General features: G+C 58.0%; 23 protein-coding genes and 1 pseudogene. 10 read left to right on the forward strand and 14 right to left on the reverse strand.

Annotated elements, in window-relative coordinates; all coding sequences use genetic code 11:
- Positions 1 to 78: 78 nt before the first annotated feature.
- Positions 79 to 672 carry a phosphoheptose isomerase gene (locus ACMDB8_RS22940; protein ID WP_007972584.1) on the forward strand — a complete coding sequence of 198 codons (594 nt, stop codon included), beginning with the start codon at positions 79 to 81 and terminating at the stop codon, positions 670 to 672.
- Positions 669 to 1,247 carry a BON domain-containing protein gene (locus tag ACMDB8_RS22945; protein WP_056726229.1) on the forward strand — a complete coding sequence of 193 codons (579 nt, stop codon included), beginning with the start codon at positions 669 to 671 and terminating at the stop codon, positions 1,245 to 1,247. Before ACMDB8_RS22940 ends, ACMDB8_RS22945 begins: the two co-directional genes overlap by 4 nt.
- A 50-nt stretch (positions 1,248 to 1,297) precedes the next feature.
- On the opposite strand, the gene ACMDB8_RS22950 is transcribed toward ACMDB8_RS22945, so the two are convergent.
- The 7 genes from ACMDB8_RS22950 to rplM all read right to left on the reverse strand — a co-directional run bounded on the left by ACMDB8_RS22950 (position 1,298) and on the right by rplM (position 6,186).
- Entirely contained in the window at positions 1,298 to 1,711 is a 414-nt protein-coding gene (locus ACMDB8_RS22950) for a ClpXP protease specificity-enhancing factor (RefSeq protein ID WP_007998247.1), read from the reverse strand.
- Positions 1,712 to 1,727: 16 nt separating this feature from the next.
- Complete coding sequence (locus ACMDB8_RS22955; RefSeq protein ID WP_007972581.1) at positions 1,728 to 2,345, reverse strand: glutathione S-transferase N-terminal domain-containing protein; 618 nt, start codon at positions 2,343 to 2,345, stop codon at positions 1,728 to 1,730.
- Between the two features lie 150 nt (positions 2,346 to 2,495).
- On the reverse strand, positions 2,496 to 3,278 hold the full coding sequence (locus tag ACMDB8_RS22960) for a cytochrome c1 (RefSeq protein WP_056726230.1): 783 nt from the start codon (positions 3,276 to 3,278) through the stop codon (positions 2,496 to 2,498).
- Positions 3,278 to 4,489 (reverse strand): cytochrome b, encoded by a 1,212-nt coding sequence (locus ACMDB8_RS22965; RefSeq protein WP_008045954.1) that lies wholly within the window; start codon positions 4,487 to 4,489, stop codon positions 3,278 to 3,280. The genes ACMDB8_RS22960 and ACMDB8_RS22965 overlap by 1 nt, the downstream gene beginning before the upstream one ends.
- Entirely contained in the window at positions 4,489 to 5,082 is a 594-nt protein-coding gene (gene petA / locus ACMDB8_RS22970) for a ubiquinol-cytochrome c reductase iron-sulfur subunit (RefSeq protein ID WP_046041913.1), read from the reverse strand. The genes ACMDB8_RS22965 and petA overlap by 1 nt, the downstream gene beginning before the upstream one ends.
- A gap of 268 nt (positions 5,083 to 5,350) precedes the next feature.
- Positions 5,351 to 5,743, reverse strand: a complete 393-nt coding sequence (rpsI, locus tag ACMDB8_RS22975) for a 30S ribosomal protein S9 (RefSeq protein ID WP_003228056.1) — start codon at positions 5,741 to 5,743, stop codon at positions 5,351 to 5,353.
- Positions 5,744 to 5,757: 14 nt separating this feature from the next.
- Entirely contained in the window at positions 5,758 to 6,186 is a 429-nt protein-coding gene (gene rplM / locus ACMDB8_RS22980; protein ID WP_007917032.1) for a 50S ribosomal protein L13, read from the reverse strand.
- A 245-nt stretch (positions 6,187 to 6,431) separates the two neighbouring features.
- Here rplM and ACMDB8_RS22985 point away from each other — a divergent pair, with 245 nt between their 5' ends.
- Positions 6,432 to 7,472 (forward strand): NADP(H)-dependent aldo-keto reductase, encoded by a 1,041-nt coding sequence (locus ACMDB8_RS22985; RefSeq protein ID WP_056726231.1) that lies wholly within the window; start codon positions 6,432 to 6,434, stop codon positions 7,470 to 7,472.
- Between the two features lie 109 nt (positions 7,473 to 7,581).
- Here ACMDB8_RS22985 and ACMDB8_RS22990 read toward each other — a convergent pair whose 3' ends face one another.
- Positions 7,582 to 8,718 (reverse strand): acyl-CoA dehydrogenase family protein, encoded by a 1,137-nt coding sequence (locus tag ACMDB8_RS22990; protein WP_409078414.1) that lies wholly within the window; start codon positions 8,716 to 8,718, stop codon positions 7,582 to 7,584.
- 221 nt (positions 8,719 to 8,939) lie between these two features.
- Here ACMDB8_RS22990 and ACMDB8_RS22995 point away from each other — a divergent pair, with 221 nt between their 5' ends.
- The 5 genes and pseudogenes from ACMDB8_RS22995 to ACMDB8_RS23015 all read left to right on the forward strand — a co-directional run bounded on the left by ACMDB8_RS22995 (position 8,940) and on the right by ACMDB8_RS23015 (position 15,372).
- Positions 8,940 to 9,860, forward strand: coding sequence for a GlxA family transcriptional regulator (locus tag ACMDB8_RS22995; RefSeq protein ID WP_177336483.1), 921 nt, complete (start codon positions 8,940 to 8,942; stop codon positions 9,858 to 9,860).
- A 198-nt stretch (positions 9,861 to 10,058) separates the two neighbouring features.
- Positions 10,059 to 12,006, forward strand: a pseudogene (locus ACMDB8_RS23000) (flavin monoamine oxidase family protein).
- Positions 12,007 to 12,213: 207 nt separating this feature from the next.
- On the forward strand, positions 12,214 to 13,101 hold the full coding sequence (locus ACMDB8_RS23005) for a nitrilase family protein (RefSeq protein ID WP_218426738.1): 888 nt from the start codon (positions 12,214 to 12,216) through the stop codon (positions 13,099 to 13,101).
- Between the two features lie 16 nt (positions 13,102 to 13,117).
- Complete coding sequence (locus ACMDB8_RS23010) at positions 13,118 to 14,311, forward strand: hypothetical protein (RefSeq protein WP_056726234.1); 1,194 nt, start codon at positions 13,118 to 13,120, stop codon at positions 14,309 to 14,311.
- A gap of 77 nt (positions 14,312 to 14,388) precedes the next feature.
- Positions 14,389 to 15,372 carry an asparaginase gene (locus ACMDB8_RS23015; RefSeq protein ID WP_409078415.1) on the forward strand — a complete coding sequence of 328 codons (984 nt, stop codon included), beginning with the start codon at positions 14,389 to 14,391 and terminating at the stop codon, positions 15,370 to 15,372.
- Between the two features lie 90 nt (positions 15,373 to 15,462).
- On the opposite strand, the gene zapE is transcribed toward ACMDB8_RS23015, so the two are convergent.
- The 3 genes from zapE to ACMDB8_RS23030 all read right to left on the reverse strand — a co-directional run bounded on the left by zapE (position 15,463) and on the right by ACMDB8_RS23030 (position 18,657).
- Entirely contained in the window at positions 15,463 to 16,557 is a 1,095-nt protein-coding gene (gene zapE, locus ACMDB8_RS23020; protein WP_056726236.1) for a cell division protein ZapE, read from the reverse strand.
- A gap of 90 nt (positions 16,558 to 16,647) precedes the next feature.
- Complete coding sequence (locus ACMDB8_RS23025; protein WP_056726237.1) at positions 16,648 to 18,003, reverse strand: tryptophan--tRNA ligase; 1,356 nt, start codon at positions 18,001 to 18,003, stop codon at positions 16,648 to 16,650.
- Positions 18,004 to 18,027: 24 nt separating this feature from the next.
- Positions 18,028 to 18,657, reverse strand: coding sequence for an alpha/beta hydrolase (locus ACMDB8_RS23030; protein WP_056726238.1), 630 nt, complete (start codon positions 18,655 to 18,657; stop codon positions 18,028 to 18,030).
- 144 nt (positions 18,658 to 18,801) lie between these two features.
- Here ACMDB8_RS23030 and ACMDB8_RS23035 point away from each other — a divergent pair, with 144 nt between their 5' ends.
- Positions 18,802 to 19,236: a YhcB family protein gene (locus ACMDB8_RS23035; protein WP_056726239.1), complete on the forward strand. Its 435-nt coding sequence runs from the start codon at positions 18,802 to 18,804 to the stop codon at positions 19,234 to 19,236.
- 267 nt (positions 19,237 to 19,503) lie between these two features.
- Here the strand turns inward: ACMDB8_RS23035 and ACMDB8_RS23040 are convergent, their stop codons facing one another.
- Together ACMDB8_RS23040 and ACMDB8_RS23045 are read right to left on the reverse strand one after the other, a co-directional pair.
- Complete coding sequence (locus tag ACMDB8_RS23040) at positions 19,504 to 20,244, reverse strand: OmpA family protein (RefSeq protein WP_056726240.1); 741 nt, start codon at positions 20,242 to 20,244, stop codon at positions 19,504 to 19,506.
- 104 nt (positions 20,245 to 20,348) lie between these two features.
- On the reverse strand, positions 20,349 to 20,993 hold the full coding sequence (locus ACMDB8_RS23045; protein ID WP_150727983.1) for an MBL fold metallo-hydrolase: 645 nt from the start codon (positions 20,991 to 20,993) through the stop codon (positions 20,349 to 20,351).
- Positions 20,994 to 21,607: 614 nt separating this feature from the next.
- On the opposite strand from ACMDB8_RS23045, the gene ACMDB8_RS23050 reads away from it, so the two are divergent.
- Positions 21,608 to 22,252 (forward strand): polymorphic toxin type 44 domain-containing protein, encoded by a 645-nt coding sequence (locus ACMDB8_RS23050; protein WP_409078416.1) that lies wholly within the window; start codon positions 21,608 to 21,610, stop codon positions 22,250 to 22,252.
- A 483-nt stretch (positions 22,253 to 22,735) separates the two neighbouring features.
- Here the strand turns inward: ACMDB8_RS23050 and ACMDB8_RS23055 are convergent, their stop codons facing one another.
- Positions 22,736 to 25,474, reverse strand: a complete 2,739-nt coding sequence (locus ACMDB8_RS23055; protein ID WP_409078417.1) for a LuxR C-terminal-related transcriptional regulator — start codon at positions 25,472 to 25,474, stop codon at positions 22,736 to 22,738.
- Positions 25,475 to 25,510 lie beyond the last annotated feature (36 nt).

A 25,510-nucleotide genomic window follows, 5' to 3' on the forward strand; every position in this document is an offset into this window, starting at 1 on the left:
TCACCCAACATTTTTGCTCTTTGCTTTGCGGGCTGCACATTCACGTGCCGAACAGCCGCGCTACTTAAGGTCACACAGATGGACATGCAATCGCGAATTCGCCAGCTTTTTCAGGCCAGTATCGACACCAAGCAACAGGCGATGGAAGTACTTGCACCGCACATCGAGCAAGCCAGCCAGGTCATGGTCAACGCCCTGCTCAACGAAGGCAAAATGCTTTCCTGCGGCAACGGCGGCTCTGCCGGCGATGCCCAGCACTTCTCGTCCGAACTGCTCAATCGCTTTGAGCGCGAACGCCCGAGCCTGCCGGCCATCGCCCTGACGACCGACAGTTCGACGATCACCTCGATCGCCAACGACTACAGCTACAACGAAATCTTCTCCAAGCAGATCCGTGCACTCGGCCAACCGGGCGATGTGTTGCTGGCTATCTCCACCAGCGGCAACTCGGCCAACATAATTCAAGCGATCCAGGCCGCACATGATCGCGAAATGATTGTCGTAGCATTGACGGGGCGTGATGGCGGCGGCATGGCGTCGCTCCTGTTGCCCGAGGACGTCGAGATTCGCGTGCCGGCCAACGTCACCGCTCGTATTCAAGAAGTCCACCTGCTGGCGATCCACTGCCTTTGCGACTTGATCGACAGCCAATTGTTCGGGAGTGAAGAATGACCCCTAATCGCCTTGGCCTACTGGCCTTGACCCTGTGCCTCGGCATCAGCGGCTGCACCTCGGTGGTGACTGCCAGCCGCGAAGCACCGATTGAAGATGACCGTGGCACTCGCACATTGGGCAGCAAGATCGACGATTCCCTGATCGACACCAAGGTTGGTGTGAACGTCGCCAAGGCCGACCCGGCCCTGGATAAGGATTCGCACATCGTCGTCACCAGCTTCAACGGTGTCGTGCTGCTCGCCGGGCAAACGCCACGCGCGGACCTCAAGGCCAAGGCCGAACAGGCCGCCGCCGCCGTCCAGCGCGTGAAACAGGTACACAACGAACTGCAAGTCCTGCCACCGTCCTCGTTGCTGGCACGCCAGAACGACATCTGGCTGACCACCAAGATCAAGACCCAGATGCTCGCCGATGCGAACATCCCCGGCTCGCGCATCAAGGTTGTCACTGAAAACGGCATCGTCTACTTGCTGGGCCTGCTGACCAAGCAGGAAGCTGCGCAGGCGACCAACCTGGTACAAGGCGTATCCGGCGTGCAGAAGATTGTGAAGCTGTTCGAGTACATCGACTGACCTGCAATCCCACGCATAAAAAAGGCGATCCATCTGGATCGCCTTTTTTATTACTTCACCACTTTCAGACTGGGGCGACCGCTTGGACGCGGCGGCTCACTGTCGGGTGGCGGTAGATCGTCATCCGGTTCGATCTCGTCGTCCTCGCCCATGGGCGACTCCAGATCGAACACCATGCCCTGGCCATTCTCCCGGGCGTAGATGCCCAGGATCGAAGCAATCGGCACGTACAAGGTGTGCGGTACGCCACCAAAGCGCCCTTCGAAACTGACCGCTTCGTTATCCATGTGCAAATGACGCACGGCTTGTGGCGATACGTTCAGGACGATCTGTCCGTCACTGGCAAACCCCTGAGGCACCTGCACCGACGGGTACTCGGAATTGACCAGCATGTGCGGGGTGCAATCGTTGTCCACAATCCACTCATAGAGCGCACGGACCAGATAAGGTCGACTGGAGTTCATAACGGCTCCTTAAGCCTTAGCGCATGTCGCGTTCGACACCAGACAGACTCGCCTGGAAAGCCTCACGCGCAAACTGGCGCTCCATATAATCAAGCAGCGGCTTGGCCGGCCGCGGCAGTTCTATACCCAGAATCGGCAATCGCCAGAGTATTGGCAATAGGCAGCAATCCACCAGACTTTGTTCCTCACTGAGGAAAAACGGTTTGTCGGCAAACAGTGGCGACACACCCGTCAGGCTTTCGCGCAACTCTTTTCGAGCCACGGCACGGGCCGCTTCCTTGGTCCGCGAATCCAGAATCAGGTCCACCAGACCACACCAGTCGCGCTGAATGCGGTGTATCAGCAGGCGACTGTTGGCACGCGCCACGGGATAAACCGGCAGTAGCGGCGGATGCGGGTAACGCTCATCCAGGTATTCCATCACCACAGTCGACTCCCACAACGCCAGGTCACGATCGACCAGTGTGGGCAGACTGCCATAAGGGTTCACCTCAATCAGTTTAGGCGGCTGGCGACCAGCCTCCACGTAAATGATCTCGGCGCTGACACCCTTCTCTGCCAGTACGATGCGCACTCGGTGGGAATAGTGGTCGGCGGGGTCGGAGTAACAGGCCAACCGATTGGTCACGCCCATGGCGATCCTCCTCGCTTGTAGAAATTATCGAAAGCTCAAAAACGAGCGCGCCCAGAGGGCGCCTCCCGTAACGACTGGATCACCAGTTTCGCTACATCTTCAGAGGCGCCCTTGGGCGCGCGCGATTAACAGCAATAGCTTGAAGCTTTATCAGTGCACGTCTTTCCAGTATTCGCGCTTGAGCAGGTAAGCGAAGACGAAGAAGAACGCCAGGTACAACAATACGTATGTACCGATGCGCTGATGTTGCAGCTTAACCGGGTTAGCCGAGTAAGCCAGGAAGGTTACCAGATTCTTGACCTTCTCATCGAACTGCTCTGCAGTCAGGGCACCGCTTTTCGGCACGATGGTCAACTGATCGCACGCTTCATGAGTCAGCGCCGTACCGGTCAGAGGATCATATTGCTTCTTGCCGCCCTCGACGATCTGAACCTGTTTGCAGCCAACCACCTGGCGACCTTGCAGGCCGGCCAGGACGTTAGGCATGCCCACGTTCGGGAAGACCTTGTTGTTCACGCCCCATGGACGCGCAGGGTCTTCGTAGAACGACCTCAGGTAACCGTAGAGCCAGTCGGTGCCGCGAACACGGGCAACCAGGGTCAGGTCCGGCGGCGCTGCGCCAAACCAGGCCTTGGCGTCCGCCGGCTGCATGCCGATGCTCATGTGGTCGCCGATCTTGGCGCCAGTGAACACCAGCTTCTCGAGCATCAACTCGTGGGGAATGCCCAGGTCGTCGGCAACACGCTCATAGCGTTGGAACTTGGCACTGTGGCAACCCATGCAGTAGTTGGCGAACGTACGCGCGCCGTCCTGCATGGCCGCTTTATCGGAAACGTCGATATCGACCTTTTCCAGCTCGGGGCCACCGTGCTCAGCCGCGAAAGCAAACACTGGCAGCGCAGCAAGCATCAATACAGCAAATAGTTTTTTCATCAGCCAGTCACCCTTTCCGGAACCGGTTTGGTCTTCTCGAGCCTGGTGTAGAACGGCATCAGAATGAAGTAGGCGAAGTACAGGAAGGTACATACCTGCGACAACAGCGTACGCTCAGGGGTTGGGGCCAATACGCCCAGCACGCCCAGGATCACGAACGAGATGCAGAACACCCAGAGCCAGATCTTGCTCAGCCAGCCCTTGTAGCGCATCGACTTGACCGGGCTACGGTCCAGCCATGGCAGGACGAACAGCACAGCGATGGCCGCACCCATGGCGATCACACCCAGGAGCTTGTCCGGAATCGCACGCAAGATGGCGTAGAACGGGGTGAAGTACCAGACCGGAGCGATGTGCTCTGGGGTCTTGAAGGCGTTCGCCACTTCAAAGTTCGGCTTTTCAAGGAAGTAGCCGCCCATTTCCGGGAAGAAGAACACGATCGAGCAGAAGATGAACAGGAACACCACCACACCGACGATATCTTTCACGGTGTAGTACGGGTGGAAGGCAATGCCGTCCAGCGGTATGCCGTTTTCGTCCTTGTGCTTCTTGATGTCGACGCCGTCCGGGTTGTTCGAACCGACTTCGTGCAACGCCAGGATGTGCAGCACCACCAGACCCAGGATAACGATTGGCAGGGCAACCACGTGCAGGGCGAAGAAGCGGTTCAGGGTAATACCGGAAATCAGGTAGTCACCACGAATCCACTGGGTCAGGTCGTTGCCGATGACCGGGATCGCACCGAACAGCGAGATGATCACCTGGGCACCCCAGTAGGACATCTGGCCCCACGGCAGCAGGTAGCCCATGAAGGCTTCGGCCATCAGCGCCAGGTAGATCAGCATGCCGAAGACCCACACCAGCTCACGAGGCTTCTGGTACGAACCGTAGAGCAGGCCACGGAACATGTGCAGATAGACCACGATGAAGAACGCCGAAGCGCCGGTGGAGTGCAACAGACGCAGGATCGAGCCGTACTCGACGTCACGCATGATGTATTCGACGGAGGCGAACGCCTCTTCCGCCGACGGGTTGTAGCTCATGGTCAGCCAGACACCGGTGACGATCTGGTTGACCAGAACGAGCAGCGCCAGGGAGCCAAAGAAGTAGAAGAAGTTGAAGTTCTTCGGTGCGTAATACTTGCTGAGATGGTCTTCCCACATTTTGGTGGCGGGAAAGCGCGCATCAACCCAATCCATGAACTTGCTCATCACGCTTTCTCCGTATCGACGCCAATGATAATAATTTCATCGGTCTCATAGGAATGCGGGGGAACTGGCAGGTTCAAAGGCGCAGGCTGCGACTTGTAGACGCGACCAGCCAGATCGTAGTGGGAGCCGTGGCAAGGGCAGAAATAGCCGCCTACCCAGTCTTTACCCAGATCCGCAGGTGCCACTTCGGGACGGAAGGTCGGCGAGCAACCCAGGTGCGTGCAGATACCGATCAGCAGCAGGACCTCGGGTTTGATCGAACGGGTTTCCGGATCAACGTAAGTCGGTTGCGTCGAGTTCTTGGAGGTCGGGTCAGCGAGCTGGCCCTCGATCTTCTTCAGATTCCCCAGGATTTCCTGTGTACGGCGGACGATGAACACCGGCTGGCCGCGCCACTCAGCAATCATCTGCTGGCCTGGCTCGATCTTGCTGACATTCACTTTCACCGGTGCACCTGCGGCTTTCGCCTTGGCACTGGGAAACCATGACCCCACGAACGGGACCGCAGCCCCCACCGCTCCTGCAGCACCCACCACGGATGTGGCTGCTACCAAGAAGCGACGCCGGCCTGCATTCACGCCGTCATTGCTCATTCAGTCCTCTCCCATCAGCTTTGTGGCCTGTTAAATCAGGCGTCTACTAAGTAAAACTATGTACTTATAAAAATTTTGCCGAATGGTAATGAAAAGCCCCAATTCTGACAAGGTAATTACCGGAACCCATCACCCCCAAGCCTTGTAGTATAGGGCGTCTGCGGATGTGGCAAGTTGTCACAGCGCAATTCTTTGATAAATCGCAGACATAAAAAAACGCCCAGCTCCGTGAGGAAACTGGGCGTTCTTTTTTGAACGTGAAAGCGAATTAACGCTTCGAGTACTGCGGACGCTTACGCGCTTTACGCAGACCGACTTTCTTACGTTCAACTTCACGAGCATCGCGGGTTACGAAGCCGGCTTTACGCAGGGCGCTGCGCAGAGTCTCGTCGTAGTCCATCAGGGCACGAGTGATACCGTGGCGGATTGCGCCAGCCTGACCACTCACACCACCGCCGATCACGGTGACGTAGATGTCGAACTTCTCGACAGTCTCAGTCAGCTCCAGCGGCTGACGAACTACCATGCGGGCAGTTTCGCGGCCGAAGAAGTTATCCAGCGAACGGTTGTTGATGGAGATGTTACCAGTACCCGGACGCAGGAAAACGCGTGCGGTTGCGGTCTTGCGACGGCCAGTGCCGTAATTTTGAGTCGCCGACATAATGTACTATTCCGTTAAAACTTCAGTTCTTGGGGCTGCTGAGCAGTATGTGGGTGTGCAGCGCCCGCATAGACTTTCAGCTTACGGTACATGTCGCGACCCAGTGGGTTTTTAGGCAGCATGCCTTTAACCGCGGTCTCGATCACGCGCTCAGGGGCCTTGGCGATCAGCTTTTCAAAGTTGATCGACTTGATGCCGCCCGGGAAACCGGAGTGGGAGTAGTACATTTTGTCAGTGGTTTTAGCACCGGTAACACGGATCTGCTCAGCGTTGATTACGACGATGTAGTCGCCGGTGTCAACGTGAGGAGTGTACTCAGGCTTGTGCTTGCCACGCAGACGGCTCGCGATTTCGGTGGCCAGACGACCCAGGGTCTGACCAGCAGCGTCGACGACAAACCAGTCGCGCTTTACTGTTTCTGGTTTAGCAGTAAAAGTTTTCATTCTTTATAGCCTCAGGGGCCGCCCTGTAAATTAGACGGCGGATCTTACTGAATAGTGCGTACTTTGACAAGTCAAAGGCAGCCGGATACAGACGCTTTCGGGGGCTCGGGTCGGCGCGTCCGTTCAACGGCAAGATTCTTCGGCGGCGGCGCATCACTTCCACTGCAGAAAGAGGTGCGCAATTATGCAGATTGCGAAAAATAATTCAACCTGCTTTTATGATTGTTTTGCCCAAGGAGCACCCGATGGACTATCGCCAGCTAGGCCGAACCAATCTGAACGTGAGTGCCCTCTGCCTCGGAACCATGACCTGGGGCGAGCAAAACAGCGAGGCAGAGGCCTTCGCCCAGATTGAGCGGGCCAAGCGTGCCGGGATCAACTTCATCGACACCGCCGAGATGTACCCGGTGCCACCCAAGGCCGAAACCTACGCCACCACCGAACGCTACATCGGCAACTACTTCAAAAGCCGCGGCGACCGCGGCGACTGGATCCTGGCCAGCAAGATCGCCGGCCCCGGCAACACCATCGACTACATTCGCGATAAAAACCTGCGCCACAACCGCCAGCACATCACCGAAGCGGTGGATGCCAGCCTCCAGCGCCTGCAGACTGACTACATCGACCTGTACCAACTGCACTGGCCGGAACGCAGCACCAACTTTTTCGGACAACTGGGCTACAAGCACAAGATCGAAGCCAACCTGACCCCACTGGAGGACACCCTCGAAGCGCTGGACGAGCAGGTCCGCGCCGGCAAGATCCGCCACATCGGCCTGTCCAACGAGACACCATGGGGCACCATGCGCTTCCTGGCCCTGGCCGAAGCCCGAGGCTGGCCGCGTGCGGTGTCGATCCAGAACCCGTACAACCTGCTCAACCGCAGCTTTGAAGTCGGCCTGGCGGAAATCGCCATCCGCGAACAGTGCGGGCTGCTGGCCTATTCACCGCTGGCGTTCGGCTTCCTGTCAGGCAAGTACGAAGGTGGCGCCCGCCCACCAAAAGGTCGCCTGAGCCTCTACAGCCGCTTCAGCCGCTATTTCAATCCGCAGTCGGAAGCCGCCTGCAGCCGTTACGTGGCCCTGGCTCGCGAGCACGGCCTGGACCCGGCGCAAATGGCCCTGGCGTTCGTCACGCAGCAGCCGTTCGTGACCAGCAACATCATTGGCGCGACGACGATGGAGCAACTGGAGAGCAACATCGGCAGTTTCGACTTGAAGCTGTCGGAGGAAGTGCTGGAAGGGATCGAGGCGATTCACAAGGATCATCCGAATCCGGCTCCATAATTTGTCATGACCACGAAAAGATCGCAGCCTTCGGCAGCTCCTACAGGGTGTACGCCAATTCTGTGTAGGAGCTGCCGGAGGCTGCGATCTTTTCAACCATCAGCGCCAATCAAAGCGACCGCGCAATAATCTCCTTCATGATTTCATTGGTGCCGGCATAGATCCGCTGCACCCGCGAATCCGCCCATGCCCGCGCGATCGGGTACTCCCACATGAACCCGTAGCCACCGTGCAACTGCACACACTCGTCGAGCACCTTGCACTGCAGGTCGGTGCCCCAGTACTTGGCCATCGCCGCCGTCGGCACGTCGAGCTTGCCTTGCAGGTGCAGTTCCAGGCAGCGGTCGACGAAGACCCGACCGATCTGGATTTCCGTGGCCATCTCCGCCAGCTTGAACCGGGTATTCTGGAAATCCGCGATCGACTTGCCGAACGCCTTGCGCTCGCGGGTGTAGTCCAGCGTCCATTGCAGCGCAGCTTCGGCTGAAGCCAATCCGCCAATGGCCACGGTGAGGCGCTCCTGAGGCAACTCCTGCATCAGGTAGGCAAAGCCCATCCCGGCCTGGCCCAGCAGGTTTTCCTTGGGCACACGCACATCCTGGAAGAACAGCTCCGAGGTGTCCTGGGCTTTCATCCCGACCTTCTCCAGGCGCTTGCCCTTGTCGAAGCCCGGCGTATTGGCTTCCACCAGAAACAGACTGGTGCCCTTCGCGCCGGCCTTCGGATCGGTCTTGGCGACGACGATCACCAGATCGGCCAGGTAGCCATTGGTGATAAAGGTTTTCGAGCCGTTGATCACGTACTCATCGCCATCGAGCACGGCCGTGGTTTTCACCCCCTGCAAATCGGAACCAGCGCCCGGTTCAGTCATGGCGATCGCGGTAACCATCTCGCCGGACACCAGTTTCGGCAGGTATTTATGCTTCAGCGCCTCACTGCCGTAATGCAGGATGTAGGGCGCCACGATGTCCGAGTGCAGGGAAAAACCGATGCCGGTCAGGCCCAGTCGCCCCACTTCTTCGATCACCACCGCACTGTAGAGAAAGTCCGCTCCCAGGCCGCCGTACTCTTCCGGCAAGTGCGAGCAAAGCATCCCCGCCTCCCCCGCCTTGTTCCACAGTTTGCGGTCGATATAGCCCTGTTTTTCCCATTGCCCATGGAACGGCACCGCCTCTTTTTCGAGGAACGTCCGCACGCTGTCGCGGAAAAGCTCGTGCTCGGAACTGAACAGGGTTCTGGGGATCATGCGGCACCTTTTCTTTGTTTTTAGAATGAGTTGACCTTCAGAGACTAAGCCTCGCTTCCGATACAGGACACTGGACACATCCGACAAAAAATAAGACGATCCAGCCGTCTGGTGACCACTTCCCCCTATAAAAATAAAGTTGAATTATGTCTAACCAAGCCTCCACGCCCCTGCGGCGCGTCAGCATCCTGGCCATCGACCGGGTTTTCGCTTCCACCCTCATGCAAGCCAAGGATTTCTTCCACCTCGCCAGCCTGCGCTACGGCAAACAGCTGGGCCAGGGCCTGACACCGGCGTTCGAAACCCGTCTGGTCAGCCCCGACGGCAAACCGGTCAACACTTTCAGTGATGTGATGATTCCGGTGGACGGCGGGCTGGAAAACGCCGACATCATCGTTCTTCCGGCGTTCTGGGATGATTTCGACAGCCTCTGCAAGCGTTACCCGCAAGTCCTGCCCTGGCTGCGCCAACAACATGCGCGCGGTGCCGTACTGTGCGGCGAAGCCACCGGTGTTTTCTGGCTGGCCGAAGCCGGGTTGCTCAATGGCAAGGAAGCGACCACCTACTGGCGGTTCTTCAATGCCTTCGCCGAACGTTTCCCCCAGGTCCAGCTCAATCAGGACAAGCACCTGACCGACGCCGACAACCTGTACTGCGCCGGCGGCACCACCTCGGCCTGCGATTTGTACATTTACCTGATCGAGCGTTTCTGCGGCGCCAACGTGTCCCAGGCCGTGGCCCGGGACATCCTCTACGAAGTGCAGCGCAGTTATTCACCGGGACGGATTGGATTCGGCGGGCAGAAGCTGCACCAGGACGTGATCATCCTGCAGATCCAGCACTGGCTCGAAGATCACTTCGCCGACAAGTTCCGTTTCGAGGACGTCGCCCGCGAACACGGCATGAGCATCCGCAACTTCATGCGCCGCTTCCAGACCGCCACCGGCGACAAGCCACTGCATTACCTGCAGCGCCTGCGCATCGAAACCGCCAAGGGCTTGCTGTCCGGCAGCCGCAAGAGCATCAAGACCATCAGCTATGAAGTCGGCTATGACGATGCGAGCTTCTTCGCCCGGTTGTTCCGCCAGCACACGGAGTTGTCGCCGAATCAGTATCGGCAGCAGTTTCAGCAGGCTGCGTAGCCGAACACCAACCGAATGTGGAAGCGAGCCTGCTCGCTTCCACGCAGATCTTGCGCCGGCCACGCAGTTCTTTCGCTGTGCATTTTCCTACGCAAAAAGCGGAATACAGAGCGCCGAAGAACCCAACCCCGCCCACAGACGCAGCCCCTTAAAAAACTTGAAAATCTTCCCTGCAAACACCATCAGGGAAGATCAACCATGACTATCGGATCAAGCTACAACTACCCTTCATACATCGCCAAGGAGGCCGCCCGAACAAAGCGCTCGGCTAAAAGCAAATGGGCGGCTCGCTTTCCCAATCCGCCGGATTTGTGCTTTGACTATCGTGCACTGGTAGAACAGGAAAACGGCATCGCCAAGGCAACTGACCCGCAACATAAAATCTGCATCATCGGCGCCGGCGTCACAGGCCTGACCGCCGCCAGAGAACTCTATCGCTGCGGCTTTACCCATATCACTCTCATCGAACAATCCAGACGCATCGGCGGCAGGCATCTGACCGCTCCCGGTAGCCAAAACTCGGCAGTAAGCCATACACCGTTTGAAATGGGCGCCATGCGCATGCCCTTCTTTAACCGGGCGGATGAGCCACCGACAGAAGGTCGGTCGCTGATGGCTTACTACGCCAATCAATTTGAATTGGCGTTTTCAGACTTCGCCAACCCCGGTAGCCAATGGGTTAACTCGACAGGCATCTATCTCCGAGAGGGCAGCATGGGCGGCGGGTCGGCGCCGCAAATGTTGATATGGAAAAACGAAGACGGCGCCACACCGCCTCCCGGCGATGAATTGCAAAAGGTTTATTCCAAGTGGAAAGCCTTTGCCGATCGCATGACCCGCCACGTTGCTGAGCTTTATGCGAGCCAGGAATGGGAAGCCATATGGGCTTCTATCGTTGAAAAATACGAGAGTGTCTCGTTCCGCGACCTGGTCAGCATGCCAGCACTGGAAACTTGGGATCGCCGCTCACCCGGGGATTTCGGCGGAATGGGAATGTCTGCGCAAGAGTCCGCAATTTTTTACGCGATAGGTATAGGTGACGGTAGCTGGGGAGCTTTTTACGACGTCTGCTGCCTCTACCCTCTGCGTACCGCGATTTTCGGTTTCAGCAGCCAATTGCAACTGATCCATGGTCGAGTGGACTCAAACGGCGATCCACTGGATTCGCCCTACCTCAATAGCGAAGCCGTTTTTGACTCAATGGGGGCAGAGTTTCGACAGGCCCCGCTACATCGGCCTCGCCGCTTTGGACGAATGCCTGCTATTTGTGAAAACCGACGAAACCGGAAAGTCCCTCTACGAACATTGCCTCGAAAGAAGCAATGGGCTTCTCACCAACTCATCCGTCACAAAACTGGAAAAACTGACCAATCAAAGAATACGCGTCTATTACAACTGGAAACACAGTCAACCCGAGCAAATCCAGGAGCAATTTGATGACTTTGACTCGGTCATCATGACACTACCCTCCTGGCTGATTGAAACTCGAATCAAGCTCGAAAATTTCACCCGGGAGATGCTGCCTTTCGAGACGATTAACGCCTACAAAACCGCACACTGGGAAACTAGCTGCAAAGTGTTTGCACCGCTGAAAAAATCATTTCTCTCGAAAAACAAAAACATCCCGCAAGCCATCGTAACCGACAGTTTCATCCATGATGTCTATACCTACCGCTACAACGACAATTACAGCTATGACTGCATCCTGCTGAGTTATACCTGGGAAGATGACGCAACCAAGCTGGCCTCATTCAGCGATAAGGAGCTGGTATCAAAATGCGCCGAAGAGCTGGATCGCATACTCATGAACTCTGCCAACGTCCAGGAAAAAATCTCTCCCTACATCGGCATTGATCAAGCGGTGGTTCAGCGTTGGATCACTGATAAAAATGCTCTGGGTTGTGCCAAGCTTTACCGACCGGGCACCTACTATGATGCCGTCGGCCTGATGAAGTACAACCGGGACTTTGCTCATGTATCTGGCTTGTATTTGTCCGGCGAGTCATTTTCCGTCGATGCCGGTTGGACGGAGCCATGTTTTCGCGGTGCTGTCGATGCAGTGATTCATATCTGCAACAAAACCGCCGCGACCTTCAATGGCGGATTTTCCTTGAGCGACTACCCGCACTACCAACTCAAAATCTGATCACATCCCCGTTCCAGAGCCATGCAAGCAATACATGGCTCTACCTCTCGCGCCGGCTACCCACCGCCATCAAACATCACCCTGATCCACTTTCGGACAAGGACTACGACCTAAACGGAAGTAGCTGACTTACATCCCACTCCTGACTCCCCTCTTATACACACGCCATTTAACAGCTTGAAAAACAATAAAAAGAGGAACGACGGAATGACTGAGCCAACAAGCCCTGTTCGTGTAGCAGTCGTGCAATTCGATCCACAAGTCGGCATCGAGAAATGTGTAGGTAATCTGCGTCGCAGCCTGGAATTGGCGCTTGAAGCGGTAAACGGCGGTGCGAATCTCATCGTTCTGCCCGAGCTTTCCAATACCGGCTATTTCTTCAGCAATCGACAGGATGCCTTCGCCCATGCCGAAGCGGTTCCCGACGGGCCAAGCGTGCAGTGCTGGATCGACTTCGCCCGCGAACACAACGTTTACCTCGTGGCCGGCCTGGCCGAACGCGACGGCATGCGACTCTTCAACACCGGCGTTCTGGTGGGACCAGACGGTTTTATCGGCAAGTACCGCAAAGCCCATTTGTGGAATCTGGAGAAGCTCTGGTTCACCCCCGGCGACCTGGGTTTCCCGGTTTTCGACACACCGATCGGCCGCATCGGGCTGTTGATCTGCTGGGACATCTGGTTCCCGGAGGTGCCACGGATCCTCGCCCAGCAAGGCGCAGACATCATTTGCAGCCTGAACAACTGGGTCTGGACACCGCCGCCGCTGTTCGACGATGCCGGTAAGTGCATGGCGTCGTATCTGACGATGACCGCCGCTCACGTCAACAACGTGTTTATCGCTGCCGCCAGCCGGATCGGCGAGGAGCGCGGCGCGCGCTACCTAGGTTGCTCGTTGATTGCCGGAACCAACGGCTGGCCGATTGGCGCCGTGGCTTCGGCAGACAGACAGGAAATCCTGTTTGCCGATGTCGACCTGACCAGCTCCCGCAGTGCGCCCATCTGGAACAACCTGAACGATCTGCATCGCGATCGCCGAGCCGACCTTTACGATCAGATGCTCGGCTACACCCAACACCCTTGCCTCCCACGTTGATCAGGAGGCCTATCCCATGGAAGTTACAACCGACAAAAACCAACCATCGCGCAAATCACCGATTGATACAGCCGTCGTCCTGCTAATGATCGGCGCGACACTGCTGATCGTCTGGCTTTCTTTCAGCAACCGGACTTTCTGGGGAGCACATTGGCCCGGGTACGGCGACATGGTATCGCTGCTACCCGAACCGAGTGCCCGGCTGCGCTGGGTGTTAGGTGACATCAGCGAGGTGGCTTTCTACAAGCACGAGTTCGCCTCGATCGGCCTGCTGGCGGGCGCTTATCTGGCTTACTGGGCGAGTCGAACGGGGAAATCCTGGCAAGGGTTTGCCATCTCCTATGGAACGGGACTTTGGCCCTGGCTGGTCACCAGTTCGTTGCTCGGGCTGCTGCTGAGCAATCTGCTGTGGGGCTGGACGGTGACAGCCACAACCTGGCAACCCACATTCGTAGCATTCGTCTCGCTGCCAGCGGCGATGGTGCTGATGTTTGGTGGAGGCTGGAAGGTCACAATCAACGGCGCACTCATGGGCGCCCTATTCGTCACACCGATGTGCCTGCTGATCGTCAACTACGTGTGCCAACCGCTGGCCTTACCTGCAGTGATTGGCAATGTGCTGGGCATGGCGATTGCCAGCGTCCTGGCGTTTCTATTCTGCCGCTATTGGCCGAGCCTGGTGAAATCCAGGTCGTCGCAAACGCCACCCGCCTCGATTGCTCCCGCCAAGGCGCCCGACTATGGCGTCATCTGGAGCCTGCGCCGGATTCTGGCGGACTTTTCCGAAGCACCGTTCTTCGGCAATGAGCTGGCTAGCCTTGGCCTGATACTGGGTGCATTGCTGGCGTACAGCTTGAACCCTTCAAGCCCCGCGTACGGATCGGGCCTGTTGCTGCACATCATCGGCGCGCAGGCATTAGCCTCAGCCATCGGCGTGCTGATCTGGCGTCGACAATGGATGTTGCGCGGCTGGTATCCCACTTACATCCCGCTGGTTTCAGTGGTGCCCGCGGCAATCCTGGCCTATGGCGGCAGCTGGCAGATTATCGTCTCAAGTGCACTGCTGGGGGCATTACTCGCACCACCGCTGGCCTGTGTGATTGCCAGGAAATTACCGGCCGACATGCACGCCTACATCGCTAATGTACTGTCGATGGCCATCAGCACACTGCTGATCGTGCCGCTGATCGGTTTTTTGATCGCTGATTAATGCCCCAGCTATTCGGCTGTATCGCGGCCTCAAAAGCGGATACAGCCACTTTTCATTACAAACAAGCGAGGTATCCCATGGACCTGCCCAAACTGTCCATCGCGGCACTTGGCGGCACGGTAAGCATGCAAGCGAGCAATGCCGGTGAAGGCGTCATCCCGACCGTCAGCGGCGAAGCCCTGCTGACTTCCATACCGGAACTGACGACACTGGCCGGAGTCACCGTCGAGACCCTCGGCCTGCTGCCCAGTGCATCCCTGGATTTCGAGTTTTTGCTGAACGTATTGTCCTGGGCTGAGTTTCAGGTCAAACAGGGAACCGATGGGGTCGTGATAACCCAGGGCACCGACACCCTCGAAGAAGCCGCGGTGTTTTTCGATTACCTGTGGCCCTACGACACCCCCTTGGTGCTGACCGGTGCCATGCGTTCCGCAGCGCAGCCAGGTGCCGATGGACCGGCCAATCTTCTGGATGCATGTCGCGTTGCCTTGGCGCAGAACAGCCAGCAACGCGGTGTCCAGGTCGTGATGAACGGACAGATTCATCAAGCGTGCAGCGTCCGCAAAACCGATTCGCTGGCATTACAGGCGTTTTCCTCTCCGGTCGTGGGGCCCGCGGGCCTACTGTTGGAAGACCGTGTTCGCTACCTGCGCCCGCCAGGGCCACGCACGGTGTTACCGCTGCCGCAACAGACCACGCAGAAGGTTGCGCTGCTTGAGGCCTCACTTTCGGCCGACACCCTGCTACTGGAAAATATTCTCGCACTCGATTACGACGGGCTGGTGATCGGCGGTTTCGGCGCCGGCCACATCTCGCAGCGCTGGGCGACAATGATTGAACATATTGCCGAACGAATCCCCGTGATCATTGCGACCCGAACCGGTTCCGGCTCCACCGCACGTGCCTCTTACGGTTTTGGCGGTGGTGAAATGGACTTGATTCGCAAGGGGGCATCGATGGCGGGTTTTCTATGTCCGCGAAAAGCCAGAATTCTGCTTTGGCTGCTGCTTGGTTGCCAACGGCAGCACGAGCTTGCGCATTATCTCAACGAGGACATTTGACTTCAAAACAATGTACAAACCTGTGGGCGGAGGATTTGCGCTGACAAAAAAGGCCTGCAATCGCAGGCCTTTTTTATTTTCCGAATCGTCCTACGGCTTGTGCGCCCGGGCCAGGAATTCGTGGGATTGCATTTCCAGCAGTCGGCTCAAGGTACGCTGGAACTCGAAGTTCAGGCGACCACCTGTGTACAGGTCTTTAAGCTCGACTTCGGCGGAGATGATCAGCTTCACGTTACGGTCGTAGAACTCGTCGACCATGTTGATGAAGCGTCGGGCGATGTCGTCGGTGGTAACGCTCATTTGCTCGACATCGCTGAGCAGCACGGCGTGGAAGATCTTGCCCAACTCGATGTAGTCGTTCTGGCTGCGCGGACCATCGCACAGTTCACGAAAGTTGAACCAGGCCACGTCATCGCAGGTGCGCACGGCACGAATTTCACGGTTCTCGATCATCAGCACATCATTTTCGACCGCCGCCGTGCATTCCGGCGTCAGCGCACGGAAGCTCTTGCGCAGGCTTTCGTTGGCGGCTTCATCGAGTGGATAGTGGAACAGTTCGGCTTGTTCGAGGTGACGCAGACGATAGTCGACGCCGCTGTCGACGTTGACGATCTCGGTATTCTGCTTGATCAGCGCGATGGCCGGCAGGAAGCGCGCGCGTTGCAGACCGTCCTTGTACAGGCCGTCCGGTACGATGTTCGACGTCGCGACCAGGGTCACGCCGTTCTTGAACAGTTCTTCCATCAGGGTGCCAAGGATCATGGCGTCGGTGATGTCGGAAACGAAAAATTCATCGAAGCAGATGACCCGGGCTTCGGTGGCAAAACGCTTGGCGATGATGGTCAGCGGGTTTTTCTCGCCCCCCAGGGTTTTCATCTCTTCGTGCACGCGCTTCATGAAGCGGTGGAAGTGCGTACGGGTCTTTTCCTTGAAGGGCAGCGCTTCAAAGAAGGTATCCACCAGGTAAGTCTTGCCGCGACCTACGCCGCCCCAGAAATACAGGCCCTTGACCGGGGTCTGATCCTTCTTGCCAAACAACTTGCCCAGCAGGCCCGGCTTGTTTTGCTCGGCCGCGACCAGGTCGTCGTACAGGCGCTGCAAATGACGCACGGCAGTTTCCTGTGCGGCGTCATGGAAGAATTCCGGGCGTTTCAGATCAGCTTGATATCGTTCTAGGGGCGTCATAATTCGTTAGCAAGGCAACAAAAACGGGCCGACACTGTAGCGACGGCCCCGAGGAATGGCAATCGGCCCTTGGTCGGGCCGAACCGTTGTTTATTCCTGAACAGGCGTCAGGGCGATGCGCAAAGCCTCGACGGCAGCGTCACGGGCGGCGCTGTCGGCAAACGCCGGGCTGTCGGCAACGCACTCGCCTTCCAGCCAGACGCTGAAGCTCAGGTCTTCACTGCGCACGTCCAGATCCTGGCCCGACTGCAGTTGCTTGGTCACCTGCCCTGCGGTTTTACCGTCGGCGAAGTTGCGCGACAGCAGCAGTTGTTCGCCATCGGCCGCCAGCAGACGGAAGCGGAAACTGCCGTCGTCTTCACGGAAGCTGACAAAACGTGCAGCCTTCACGGCTTTCTTCTTGGTGGTCGCCGCCACTTGGGTCTGGGCAACGAACGAGCGCAGGCCCACCGCCTCACGCAGTTCGTTGAGGAATGGCGTCGCCACCGCACGGGCTTTTTTCGCGCCGTGTTGCAGGATGTCTTCCAGATCCGCCGGGCGCTCGATCAGCTGGTTATAACGCTCGCGGGATTCGCCCAGTTCGTTGTCGAGCAACTGGAACAGACGATTCTTCGCCTCGCCCCAACCCAGGCCCTGCAACAGTTCGCTACGGAACTCGTCGGCCTGCGCCGCAGTGGCGAACGCCTGGAACAAGGTGAACAGGTGCGAATTGTCCGGATCCTTGGCTTCGCCCGGCGCGCGGGAGTCGGTGACGATCCGCGAAATCGCGTCCTTCATCTCTTTGGCGCTGGAGAACAGCGGGATGGTGTTGTCGTAGCTCTTCGACATCTTGCGGCCATCCAGGCCCGGCAACGTGGCGACGCTCTCTTCGATCAACGCCTCGGGCATGGTGAAGAACTCCTTGCCCTGGCCAAACAGGTGGTTGAAGCGTTGGCCGATGTCCCGCGCCATTTCCACGTGCTGGATCTGGTCACGACCGACCGGCACCTTGTGCGCGTTGAACATCAGGATGTCCGCGGCCATCAGCACCGGGTAGCTGTACAGGCCCATGGTGATGCCGGCGTCCGGGTCTTCACCGGTCTCGACGTTCTTGTCCACCGAAGCCTTGTAGGCGTGGGCGCGATTGAGCAGGCCCTTGGCGGCAACGCAGGTCAGCAGCCAGGTCAGTTCGGGGATTTCCGGGATGTCGGACTGGCGATAGAAGGTCACGCGGTCCACATCCAGGCCACCGGCCAGCCAGGTCGCGGCGATTTCCAGTCGCGAGCGCTGGATGCGCAGCGGGTCATCGCACTTGATCAGGGCGTGGTAGTCGGCCAGGAAGTAGAACGAATCGGCATTGCTGTCACGGCTGGCGACGATCGCCGGGCGGATGGCGCCGGCGTAGTTGCCCAGGTGCGGCGTGCCGGTGGTGGTGATGCCGGTGAGGATACGGGTACGAGTCGTCATGGGTAATCGCTTGTCAGACTGCAATCAATTCGAGAGACGCGGCAGGATCAGATCCTTGAGATCGGTCAGCTTGCCATGAAAAAAGTGTCCGCATTCTGCCACTTTCAGCAGCTCATGGGGGCGTTCGAGCTTGTCGGACCATTCGTAAACCAACTGCGGATCGATCACTTCGTCGGTTTCCGGCTGGATCAGGGTCAGTTCGCCCTGTTGCGGCAGCTGATCCTGATCGCCGAGGCGCATGACCGCCGGCGCGACCATGAACAGGTGCTTGAGCTGTTCGCCCTTCGCTTCCAGACGTCCACCGAGACTTGCTGCAACAAATCCGCCGAAGGAGAAACCGAACAGCGTCAGTGGCAACTCCGGGTGTTTGGCCCTGAACCAATCAGCCACAGCCTGGGCATCATCGACTTCGCCGGTGCCCATGTCGTGGGTGCCTTCGCTGGCGCCGACACCACGGTAGTTGAAACGCAGGGTGATCAAACCGGCATCACGCGCAGTGCGCTGCAGGGTCGAGACCACTTTGTTGAGCATGGTGCCGCCCTGCACCGGGTTCGGATGGCAGATCAGTGCCAGGCCGCGAGGCCGCTCGTTGTCCAGGTACAGTGCTTCCAGTTGACCCACCGGGCCATCAATCACTACAGGGGTTTCACGCATAAGCAAGGAAGGAACTCCGTGACCTCGGATCAGGTCGACTCGTCTAGCAAATTGTCTGTGGCTGTCTATTGCGAGTGAATCGCGGTATACAGCGCAGGTTCGAGCCGTTAACGTAAAGCAAAGCCGTTTATAGAGGAAGGACTCGTGGAACACTCGCTCTTAGTTTGGTTGTTACCGACTCTTGCCCTGGTTGTGGGTGTCGCCATTGGGTTCCTGATCGCTCGCGTTGCACCGAACGCCGCGCCCAGCCGCACGCAGCGTCAGCTGGACGATATTCAGGAACGTTTCGACAGTTATCAGAACGAGGTGGTGACCCACTTCAACAGCACCGCGACACTGGTCAAGAAACTGACTCAGAGCTATCAGGAAGTGCAGGACCATCTCGCCGAGGGCGCCAACCGCCTGGCCCTGGACGAACAGACCCGCCAACGCCTGCTGGCCTCCCTGCACGCCGATGCGACGCAGGCACCCCGTGAGCGCCTGACGCCACCGCGCGATCAGGAGCCGCCGCGCGACTACGCACCGAAAGCCCCGAACTCGCCGGGCATGCTTGATGAGCATTATGGCCTGAAGAAGTAATCAGCTTTCGCGCATGGCAAAAAGCCCCCGGACAATCACTTGTCCGGGGGCTTTTTTGTTTCTGCATTCTTCTTTGCCTGTACTGGCCCCATCGCGAGCAAGCTCGCTCCCACAGGGTTCTACTTCGATCACAGAATTTGTGTCTATTGAAGATCAATTGTGGGAGCGAGCCTGCTCGCGATGGGGCCGGAATCGACGACACAAAAAAACCGCTCGACCCCAAAAGGACCGAACGGTTTTATTTACGCCTGGGGTTCAATCAGACGATCAAGGGTACTGCTGAACCTGACCTTGCTGCTGACCACCATACTGCTGGCCTGGAATCGCCTTGAGGTTAACCTCTACACGGCGGTTCTGTGCACGGCCATTGACGTCAGCGTTGCTGGCAACCGGGCCATCCGGGCCGGCACCGCGAGCGCTCAGGTTGGCACCGCTGACACCTTGCGAGGTCAGGTAGGTTGCCACGCTCTGGGCGCGACGCTGGGACAGGTCCATGTTGTGCTGGCGGCTGCCGGTGCTGTCGGTATAACCGACAATCTCGATCTGGTTCTGGTTGAACTCTTTCAGCGAGCCCGCCAGGTTGTTCAGCGGCTGATAGAAACCTGGGGCAATGTTCGCCGAATCGGTCGCGAACGTGATGTTGCCCGGCATGATCAGCTTGATCTGGTCGCCCTGGCGCTGCACTTCAACACCGGTGTTGGCCATGCTGGCGCGCAGCTTTTTCTCTTGCTGATCGGCGTAGTAGCCGTAGCCGGCGGCGGAAGCACCGACCACCGCAGCACCAATCAGTGCGCCCTTGCCACGGTTATCGTGGTTGATCGCAGCACCGGCCAACGCACCGGCCAGAGCGCCGAGGCCACCGTATTTCGCGGTCTTGCTCATGCCTTCGGAGCCGCTATCCGTCTGGCCCTGAGCCTGGCCCTGACCGCCGTAAGGGTTAGGCGAGGCACAACCGGACAAAACGGCCACAGCTGTAGCGACAATCATCAAACGACGCGTGGTGAACATGTAAAGCTCCTACTTTTTTTGCATTCTGTGGTGCAACGGTCCAAGGCATCAGCCTTTGCGGGCGTTGGATCATGTTAATCAGTAAAAATTCCGAATGTTACAAATCAGCCCCGAACAAAGGGGTTCTCGCGCATTTCGTCGCCCAGACGGGTATCCGGACCATGTCCGGTCACTACGGTTGCGTCTTCGTCGAGGGTGTACAGCCGCTGCTTGATCGAGCGCACGATGGTCGCCTGGTCGCCGCCCCACAAATCCGTGCGTCCGACGCCGCGACGAAACAGCGTATCACCGGCAATCAGCAGCTTGGCCTCGGAAAACCAGAAGCTCATGGAGCCCGGTGTATGACCTGGCGTGTGCAGCGCCACGCCACAGCCGCAGGCCAGTTCTTCATCATCGGCCAGCCAGCGATCCGGGGATGGTACCGGGGTGTAGGGGACACCGAACATCTGGCACTGCATTTCCAGGTTGTCCCAGAGAAACTGGTCTTCTTTGTGCAGATGCAGGGTCGCGCCGGTTTTCTCCTTGAGTTGACCGGAAGCCAGGAAATGATCGAGGTGCGCATGGGTGTGAATGATGCTGACCACTTTCAGCCCCAGAGCATCGAGCCGCGCCAGGATCAGCTCATGATTGCCACCCGGATCGACGACAATGGCCTTTTTCGTTACCGGATCGCCGATGATCGTGCAGTTGCACTGCAAAGGGCCGACGGGGAAGGTTTCGCGGATCAGCGCAGGTTTGACAGCGTCCATGGGTGTTCCTGAAAAAAATGGATGTCCTATTCTGGCACAGCCCGCCGACATCGCCGATGCCGTCCGCCGCCTATCACCTGCCTGATTGCAAAATCAACCTACATCATTCAGGGAAACGTCTGATTTAACTCCCATACCGCCTAGCCTAGCGTGCTCGTCCCTGCAATCAACACAAGGGCTGAATCATGGGAAGAGGAACAGCTAACGGGTTAGGTCAAGGATTGCACGGCGACCTGACCACCACAGGAGCCATGTGTATCAGTAGCTTGCCCTGTGCGACGCATGGAGGGCGTGCAGTACTACGACTCGGGGACAAGACCACTGCGTGTAAGAAATGCGGAAAAGCCGGCGTTATCGTTGACAGCCTACCCGCTATGAAATGGCATGGGGTTCCAACTGTACTGGACGGTGCAGAAGTTCACTGCGGCTGCCCACCAGGTACCAATCGACTGATTGCTCCCGCACCTTCGCCTCGCGCTACCCGCTCCGAGCACATTCAAGATGTTGCTCATTCGACAAGGCATTCTGATCAAGCATCGACGACAAATTCTCCACAAAGTGATCAGCAACTAGCTGAGAGGAAAACACGACCTGTCGTTTGCAACGACCCTGACATGATGGAAGAGGTAGCTAGCTATATTGCCGGGGAAATGAACCGCAATATTACTCATCCGTCCGTGGTGAAGATGAAAAGTCTCAACAGTTTTGACGCTGATGCTGAACAAAAGAAGTTCAGAAAACTACCTTGGTTCGCACGCCTTTCCCCACCCAACTTCAAAGCAATTGAATCAGGAAATAGGGTGGCTGCTATGGCTCTTTGGGCAGAGCGTGTAGGTCAGAACAGACCCTGGGATCACAAAGTCACGATAGGGCTACAGTTTGGCGGGCCTTGGCAGAAGCAAGGTATGTTCGACTACTTCTACGATATATGGTCAAACGTGCACTATGGGTACGTAGGGATGGCGGGAGGACTTTCCGAAGGTCTCCTTTTGGATGGAGCTGGAGTCGAACAAATTGCCTCAGATTCCATCCGTAAAATACAAAAATGGGATAAAAGACCGGGTCCACGTCGGTCGGCGGACATCGAAGGGATGCGAGCGTGGGACGACATCGGAGACAGGGTATCTATCAGCATTGGCATCAAACTTTACAGACTTCAACCGAACGGCGGGATAACTGTGAAGATGCTGATGGATGAAGTCTTAGGTTTACCACGCAGAAGCTGGGGGGATGGTATTCGTGACCATATCTGTAAGTAAGCCCCATTCCAGGAATAAATGGTGCGGCTTGGTCATTCTATTGCTCGCTCCCATCCTCTTTTGGTACTTCGCCGCACCTCAGGTGAACTTCTACTTTTCTGAAAAAGGCCAGGGGCGCCTAGGCTACATCCTGAATGTTCAGCACGAGATCTCAAAGGGAGAACTTTACCCCGGTGAAGTGACTGGAGGACCCGGTCATATCTTCCCTGACGCGAAATTTTTTATGGAGTTTTACTGGAGCAACGGAGGTAAATCACACTGCATACGGGTCAAACCGAAATGGCCAAACACAGATATATACATTGGGCCAGACGGAGAAATTGAGAGTCGCACCGAGAGTAGCCGCATTGAACAGTGTGGGGCGCTCCCGGGCTGATTGCGGCCAATGTTTTCAAACCTGGCCCGTTTTTTTGACCACAACTCCCCTCCTGTAACACAGAGCCACTAATACCAGCACCCCCACAATAGAAAATCCACTGTACGTTACACCAACACCCCCAGCTCCTTGGCCCGCGCCACCGCCTGTGTACGCCGCTCGACCCCAAGTTTGCTGTTGATATGGCTGGCGTGGGTCTTGACCGTGTGCAGTGAGATAAACAGCTGATCGCTGATTTCCTGGTTTGAACAGCCCTGGGCGATCAATCGCAGGACTGCCATTTCCCGGGTGCTGAGCTGTTCCGCGGCCACGCAGGACTCCAGTCCGGGACGGGCAGCCAATGCCGGCAATTTCTCACTGAGGCTCAGGGATACGGGGGTTTGTGGACAGTTTTGAAGCTGCCCACGCAGCCAGTCCGGGTGCTCGGCCAACAAGCCCTCAAAGGGTTGCAGCCCTCCTCCGCCAGTAGCGTCCAGCGCCTGGGCCAGCGCCCTGCGTGCTTCCGGTTCCCGGCCGCTGCCCAGCAACAACGCCACTTTCTGGGTGAGCGCCATGGCACTGAGCATCTGACGACCGCTTTGCTGGCCATGTTCAAGCAGCGCATTCAAACGCCCTTCGGCCAGCATCGGCTGGCCCTGGATGACGTCGAGCAAGGCTTGTTGCAATTCGATATGCAACGGCAGTTGCGGGTGGAACTCCGGTGGTGCCGCCCCGTTTTCGCCGTTATAGGTCTGCCCCAGGCGCGCTAGCCAGGCTTCGGCCAGATCGGTGCGCCCCTGGGCCAGCCAGAGTTCACATTTGACCAGGGTGATCATGGCCAGGTAGTAGATCGGTGGTACGTCCCAGATGTGCATGAGGCGTTCGGCTTCGGCAAGTTCGGCAAAGGCCTTGGCGAACTCGCCGCTGCTGCCTTCCAGCCTGGCAATCACGCAGTGACCGATCAGCACGCTGATATCACGGCAGGCCCGCGCCTCGCTCAAACCGGCCTGCAATCGCAAGCGCGCCACTTGCGGCTGCATGCGCAGTGCCAGTAAAAAGCCTTCGTACAAGGTCAGCCGGGCGCGAACCGCATACAGCCGTTGCGCAGGCAAGCTCTGCAGGCGCTGCATTCCCTGACGGACCTCCTCCAGCGCCCGACAGATTTCCCCGCGCGCTTGCAGCACCCGGGCGCGGTCGTAGTGCGCCAGTGCTTCGAACAGGGGGTTGCCGACCCGTTGCGCCAGCTCCAGCGATTCGCGGTTAAGCCCTCGTGCCCGCCACAAATCACCGTCGGCAATGGCCAGGTTGGACAGGGTCGAGAGGCACATCAGGCGCTGACCGTAACGCTTGGGTGGAAGGCTTTCCAACGCTTCGCCGCAGTACCGCAGCGTCAGTTCGCGGTTGCCGCGCCCACGGGCAATAATGCCGCTCAATGCCAGCCATTGGGCCAACATGGACTTCTGGGCGGTGGCCGACGGAGCGGGCAGGAAGCGGCTCAAATGGCTGGCCAGTTCTTCCGCGGCATCCAGTTGGCATGCCATCCCCAGCGCCCAGCTATAGAGCACAATCAGTCGCGGCGTGCTGATCAGCAAGCTGTCAGGCAAGTCCATTTTCCAGCGCAGCAACATGCCGACATTCTGCTCGGCCAGCAGTTGCTCTTCGGAGAGGTTCTGTACCAGGTTCGCCGCGACGTCCAGGTGACCGGCGCGCAAGGCCTGCTCCACGGCCTCATCGAGCAGCCCCTGGGCATTGAACCAGCGGCAGGCACGCAGGTGCAGGCTGGCGGCCGGCACCATCGACTGGGAAGTCGGGCGCGTGCGCAACAGATCGGAAAACAGGTGGTGGTAACGATACCAGTGGCCATGCTCGTCCAGAGGCACCAGGAACACTTGGTGGGCGAGCAGGAAACGCAGGATCTCTGCGCTGTCATGTGCGTCGCGAACGGCGTCGCACAGTTCGCTGCAAAAACGCTCCTGGGGCGCCGTGTCATAGAGGAACGACTGGACCTCGGCGGGCAGGCAATCGATGACCTCTTCGAGCAGGTAATCGCGGATCAGTCCTTCCCCGCCGTGCAACGATTGCGGCAACGCGCCATCGGTGCCCGCCTCCGAGGCGGCCAGCAGCCAGAAACGCAACCCCGCGACCCAACCTTCACTGCGCTCGATCAGGTTCTCCAGTGCCTCACCGCGCAGGGAACTGCTGTGCCGGTCGAGCAGGCTCAAGGCCTCGTCGTGGGTCAGGCGCAGATCCTGTTCATGCAACTCAAGCAGTTGCCGCGATAGCCGCAGCCGCGCCAGATGCCAGTCGGGACGCTGGCGACTGGTGACCATCACCAGCAAACCATCGGGTAGATGATTGAGGAAAAATTGCAGGCAACGGTCGAGTACCGGCCCTTGGGCCAGATGGTAATCATCCAGCACCAACAGCAATGGCGTCGCGGTGGACAGGTGCTCGGCCAATTCGTCGAGCAGGCCGTCCAGCCATTCTTCGAATGCGAAAGGCTGATGGCGCTGGCGCATTTTCAACAACCCGAGCGATTGCCTGCCCAGGTGCGGGAAGTAGTCCTGGAGACCTTCCAGCAGGCGCTCGAGAAAACGCCCCGGGTCACTGTCTCGCGGGCTCAAGCCCAGCCAGAGACTTTGCCAGTGCGCCGGCAACCCCTGACAAAACTCCACCGCCAACGAACTCTTGCCGAACCCTGCTGGTGCGCTGACGAGCAATAACCTGCCACCGAGCCCGGCACTCAGGCGCTCGCACAAGCGTGGACGCAGCACATGGCCGTCGGGCAACGGCGGGCGGAAGAAGCGCCCGTCGAGTGTCGCGACAGCAACGTTTGCAGAACCTGGGAGTGTAGACAAATCAGTCATAGCCGGCTCTTGTTTGAATTGCGGGTGGCGGCGTTG

Source organism: Pseudomonas monachiensis, from assembly GCF_047345015.1.
Taxonomy (GTDB): Bacteria; Pseudomonadota; Gammaproteobacteria; order Pseudomonadales; family Pseudomonadaceae; genus Aquipseudomonas; species Aquipseudomonas monachiensis.

Bases quoted from the DNA above. Each gene is read 5' to 3' on its own strand.
- ACMDB8_RS22940 (WP_007972584.1), top strand. From the start codon at position 79: ATGGACATGCAATCGCGAATTCGCCAGCTTTTTCAGGCCAGTATCGAC.
- ACMDB8_RS22945 (WP_056726229.1), top strand. From the start codon at position 669: ATGACCCCTAATCGCCTTGGCCTACTGGCCTTGACCCTGTGCCTCGGC.
- ACMDB8_RS22950 (WP_007998247.1), bottom strand. From the start codon at position 1,711: ATGAACTCCAGTCGACCTTATCTGGTCCGTGCGCTCTATGAGTGGATT.
- ACMDB8_RS22955 (WP_007972581.1), bottom strand. From the start codon at position 2,345: ATGGGCGTGACCAATCGGTTGGCCTGTTACTCCGACCCCGCCGACCAC.
- ACMDB8_RS22960 (WP_056726230.1), bottom strand. From the start codon at position 3,278: ATGAAAAAACTATTTGCTGTATTGATGCTTGCTGCGCTGCCAGTGTTT.
- ACMDB8_RS22965 (WP_008045954.1), bottom strand. From the start codon at position 4,489: ATGAGCAAGTTCATGGATTGGGTTGATGCGCGCTTTCCCGCCACCAAA.
- petA (WP_046041913.1), bottom strand. From the start codon at position 5,082: ATGAGCAATGACGGCGTGAATGCAGGCCGGCGTCGCTTCTTGGTAGCA.
- rpsI (WP_003228056.1), bottom strand. From the start codon at position 5,743: ATGTCGGCGACTCAAAATTACGGCACTGGCCGTCGCAAGACCGCAACC.
- rplM (WP_007917032.1), bottom strand. From the start codon at position 6,186: ATGAAAACTTTTACTGCTAAACCAGAAACAGTAAAGCGCGACTGGTTT.
- ACMDB8_RS22985 (WP_056726231.1), top strand. From the start codon at position 6,432: ATGGACTATCGCCAGCTAGGCCGAACCAATCTGAACGTGAGTGCCCTC.
- ACMDB8_RS22990 (WP_409078414.1), bottom strand. From the start codon at position 8,718: ATGATCCCCAGAACCCTGTTCAGTTCCGAGCACGAGCTTTTCCGCGAC.
- ACMDB8_RS22995 (WP_177336483.1), top strand. From the start codon at position 8,940: ATGCAAGCCAAGGATTTCTTCCACCTCGCCAGCCTGCGCTACGGCAAA.
- ACMDB8_RS23005 (WP_218426738.1), top strand. From the start codon at position 12,214: ATGACTGAGCCAACAAGCCCTGTTCGTGTAGCAGTCGTGCAATTCGAT.
- ACMDB8_RS23010 (WP_056726234.1), top strand. From the start codon at position 13,118: ATGGAAGTTACAACCGACAAAAACCAACCATCGCGCAAATCACCGATT.
- ACMDB8_RS23015 (WP_409078415.1), top strand. From the start codon at position 14,389: ATGGACCTGCCCAAACTGTCCATCGCGGCACTTGGCGGCACGGTAAGC.
- zapE (WP_056726236.1), bottom strand. From the start codon at position 16,557: ATGACGCCCCTAGAACGATATCAAGCTGATCTGAAACGCCCGGAATTC.
- ACMDB8_RS23025 (WP_056726237.1), bottom strand. From the start codon at position 18,003: ATGACGACTCGTACCCGTATCCTCACCGGCATCACCACCACCGGCACG.
- ACMDB8_RS23030 (WP_056726238.1), bottom strand. From the start codon at position 18,657: ATGCGTGAAACCCCTGTAGTGATTGATGGCCCGGTGGGTCAACTGGAA.
- ACMDB8_RS23040 (WP_056726240.1), bottom strand. From the start codon at position 20,244: ATGTTCACCACGCGTCGTTTGATGATTGTCGCTACAGCTGTGGCCGTT.
- ACMDB8_RS23045 (WP_150727983.1), bottom strand. From the start codon at position 20,993: ATGGACGCTGTCAAACCTGCGCTGATCCGCGAAACCTTCCCCGTCGGC.
- ACMDB8_RS23050 (WP_409078416.1), top strand. From the start codon at position 21,608: ATGATGGAAGAGGTAGCTAGCTATATTGCCGGGGAAATGAACCGCAAT.
- ACMDB8_RS23055 (WP_409078417.1), bottom strand. From the start codon at position 25,474: ATGACTGATTTGTCTACACTCCCAGGTTCTGCAAACGTTGCTGTCGCG.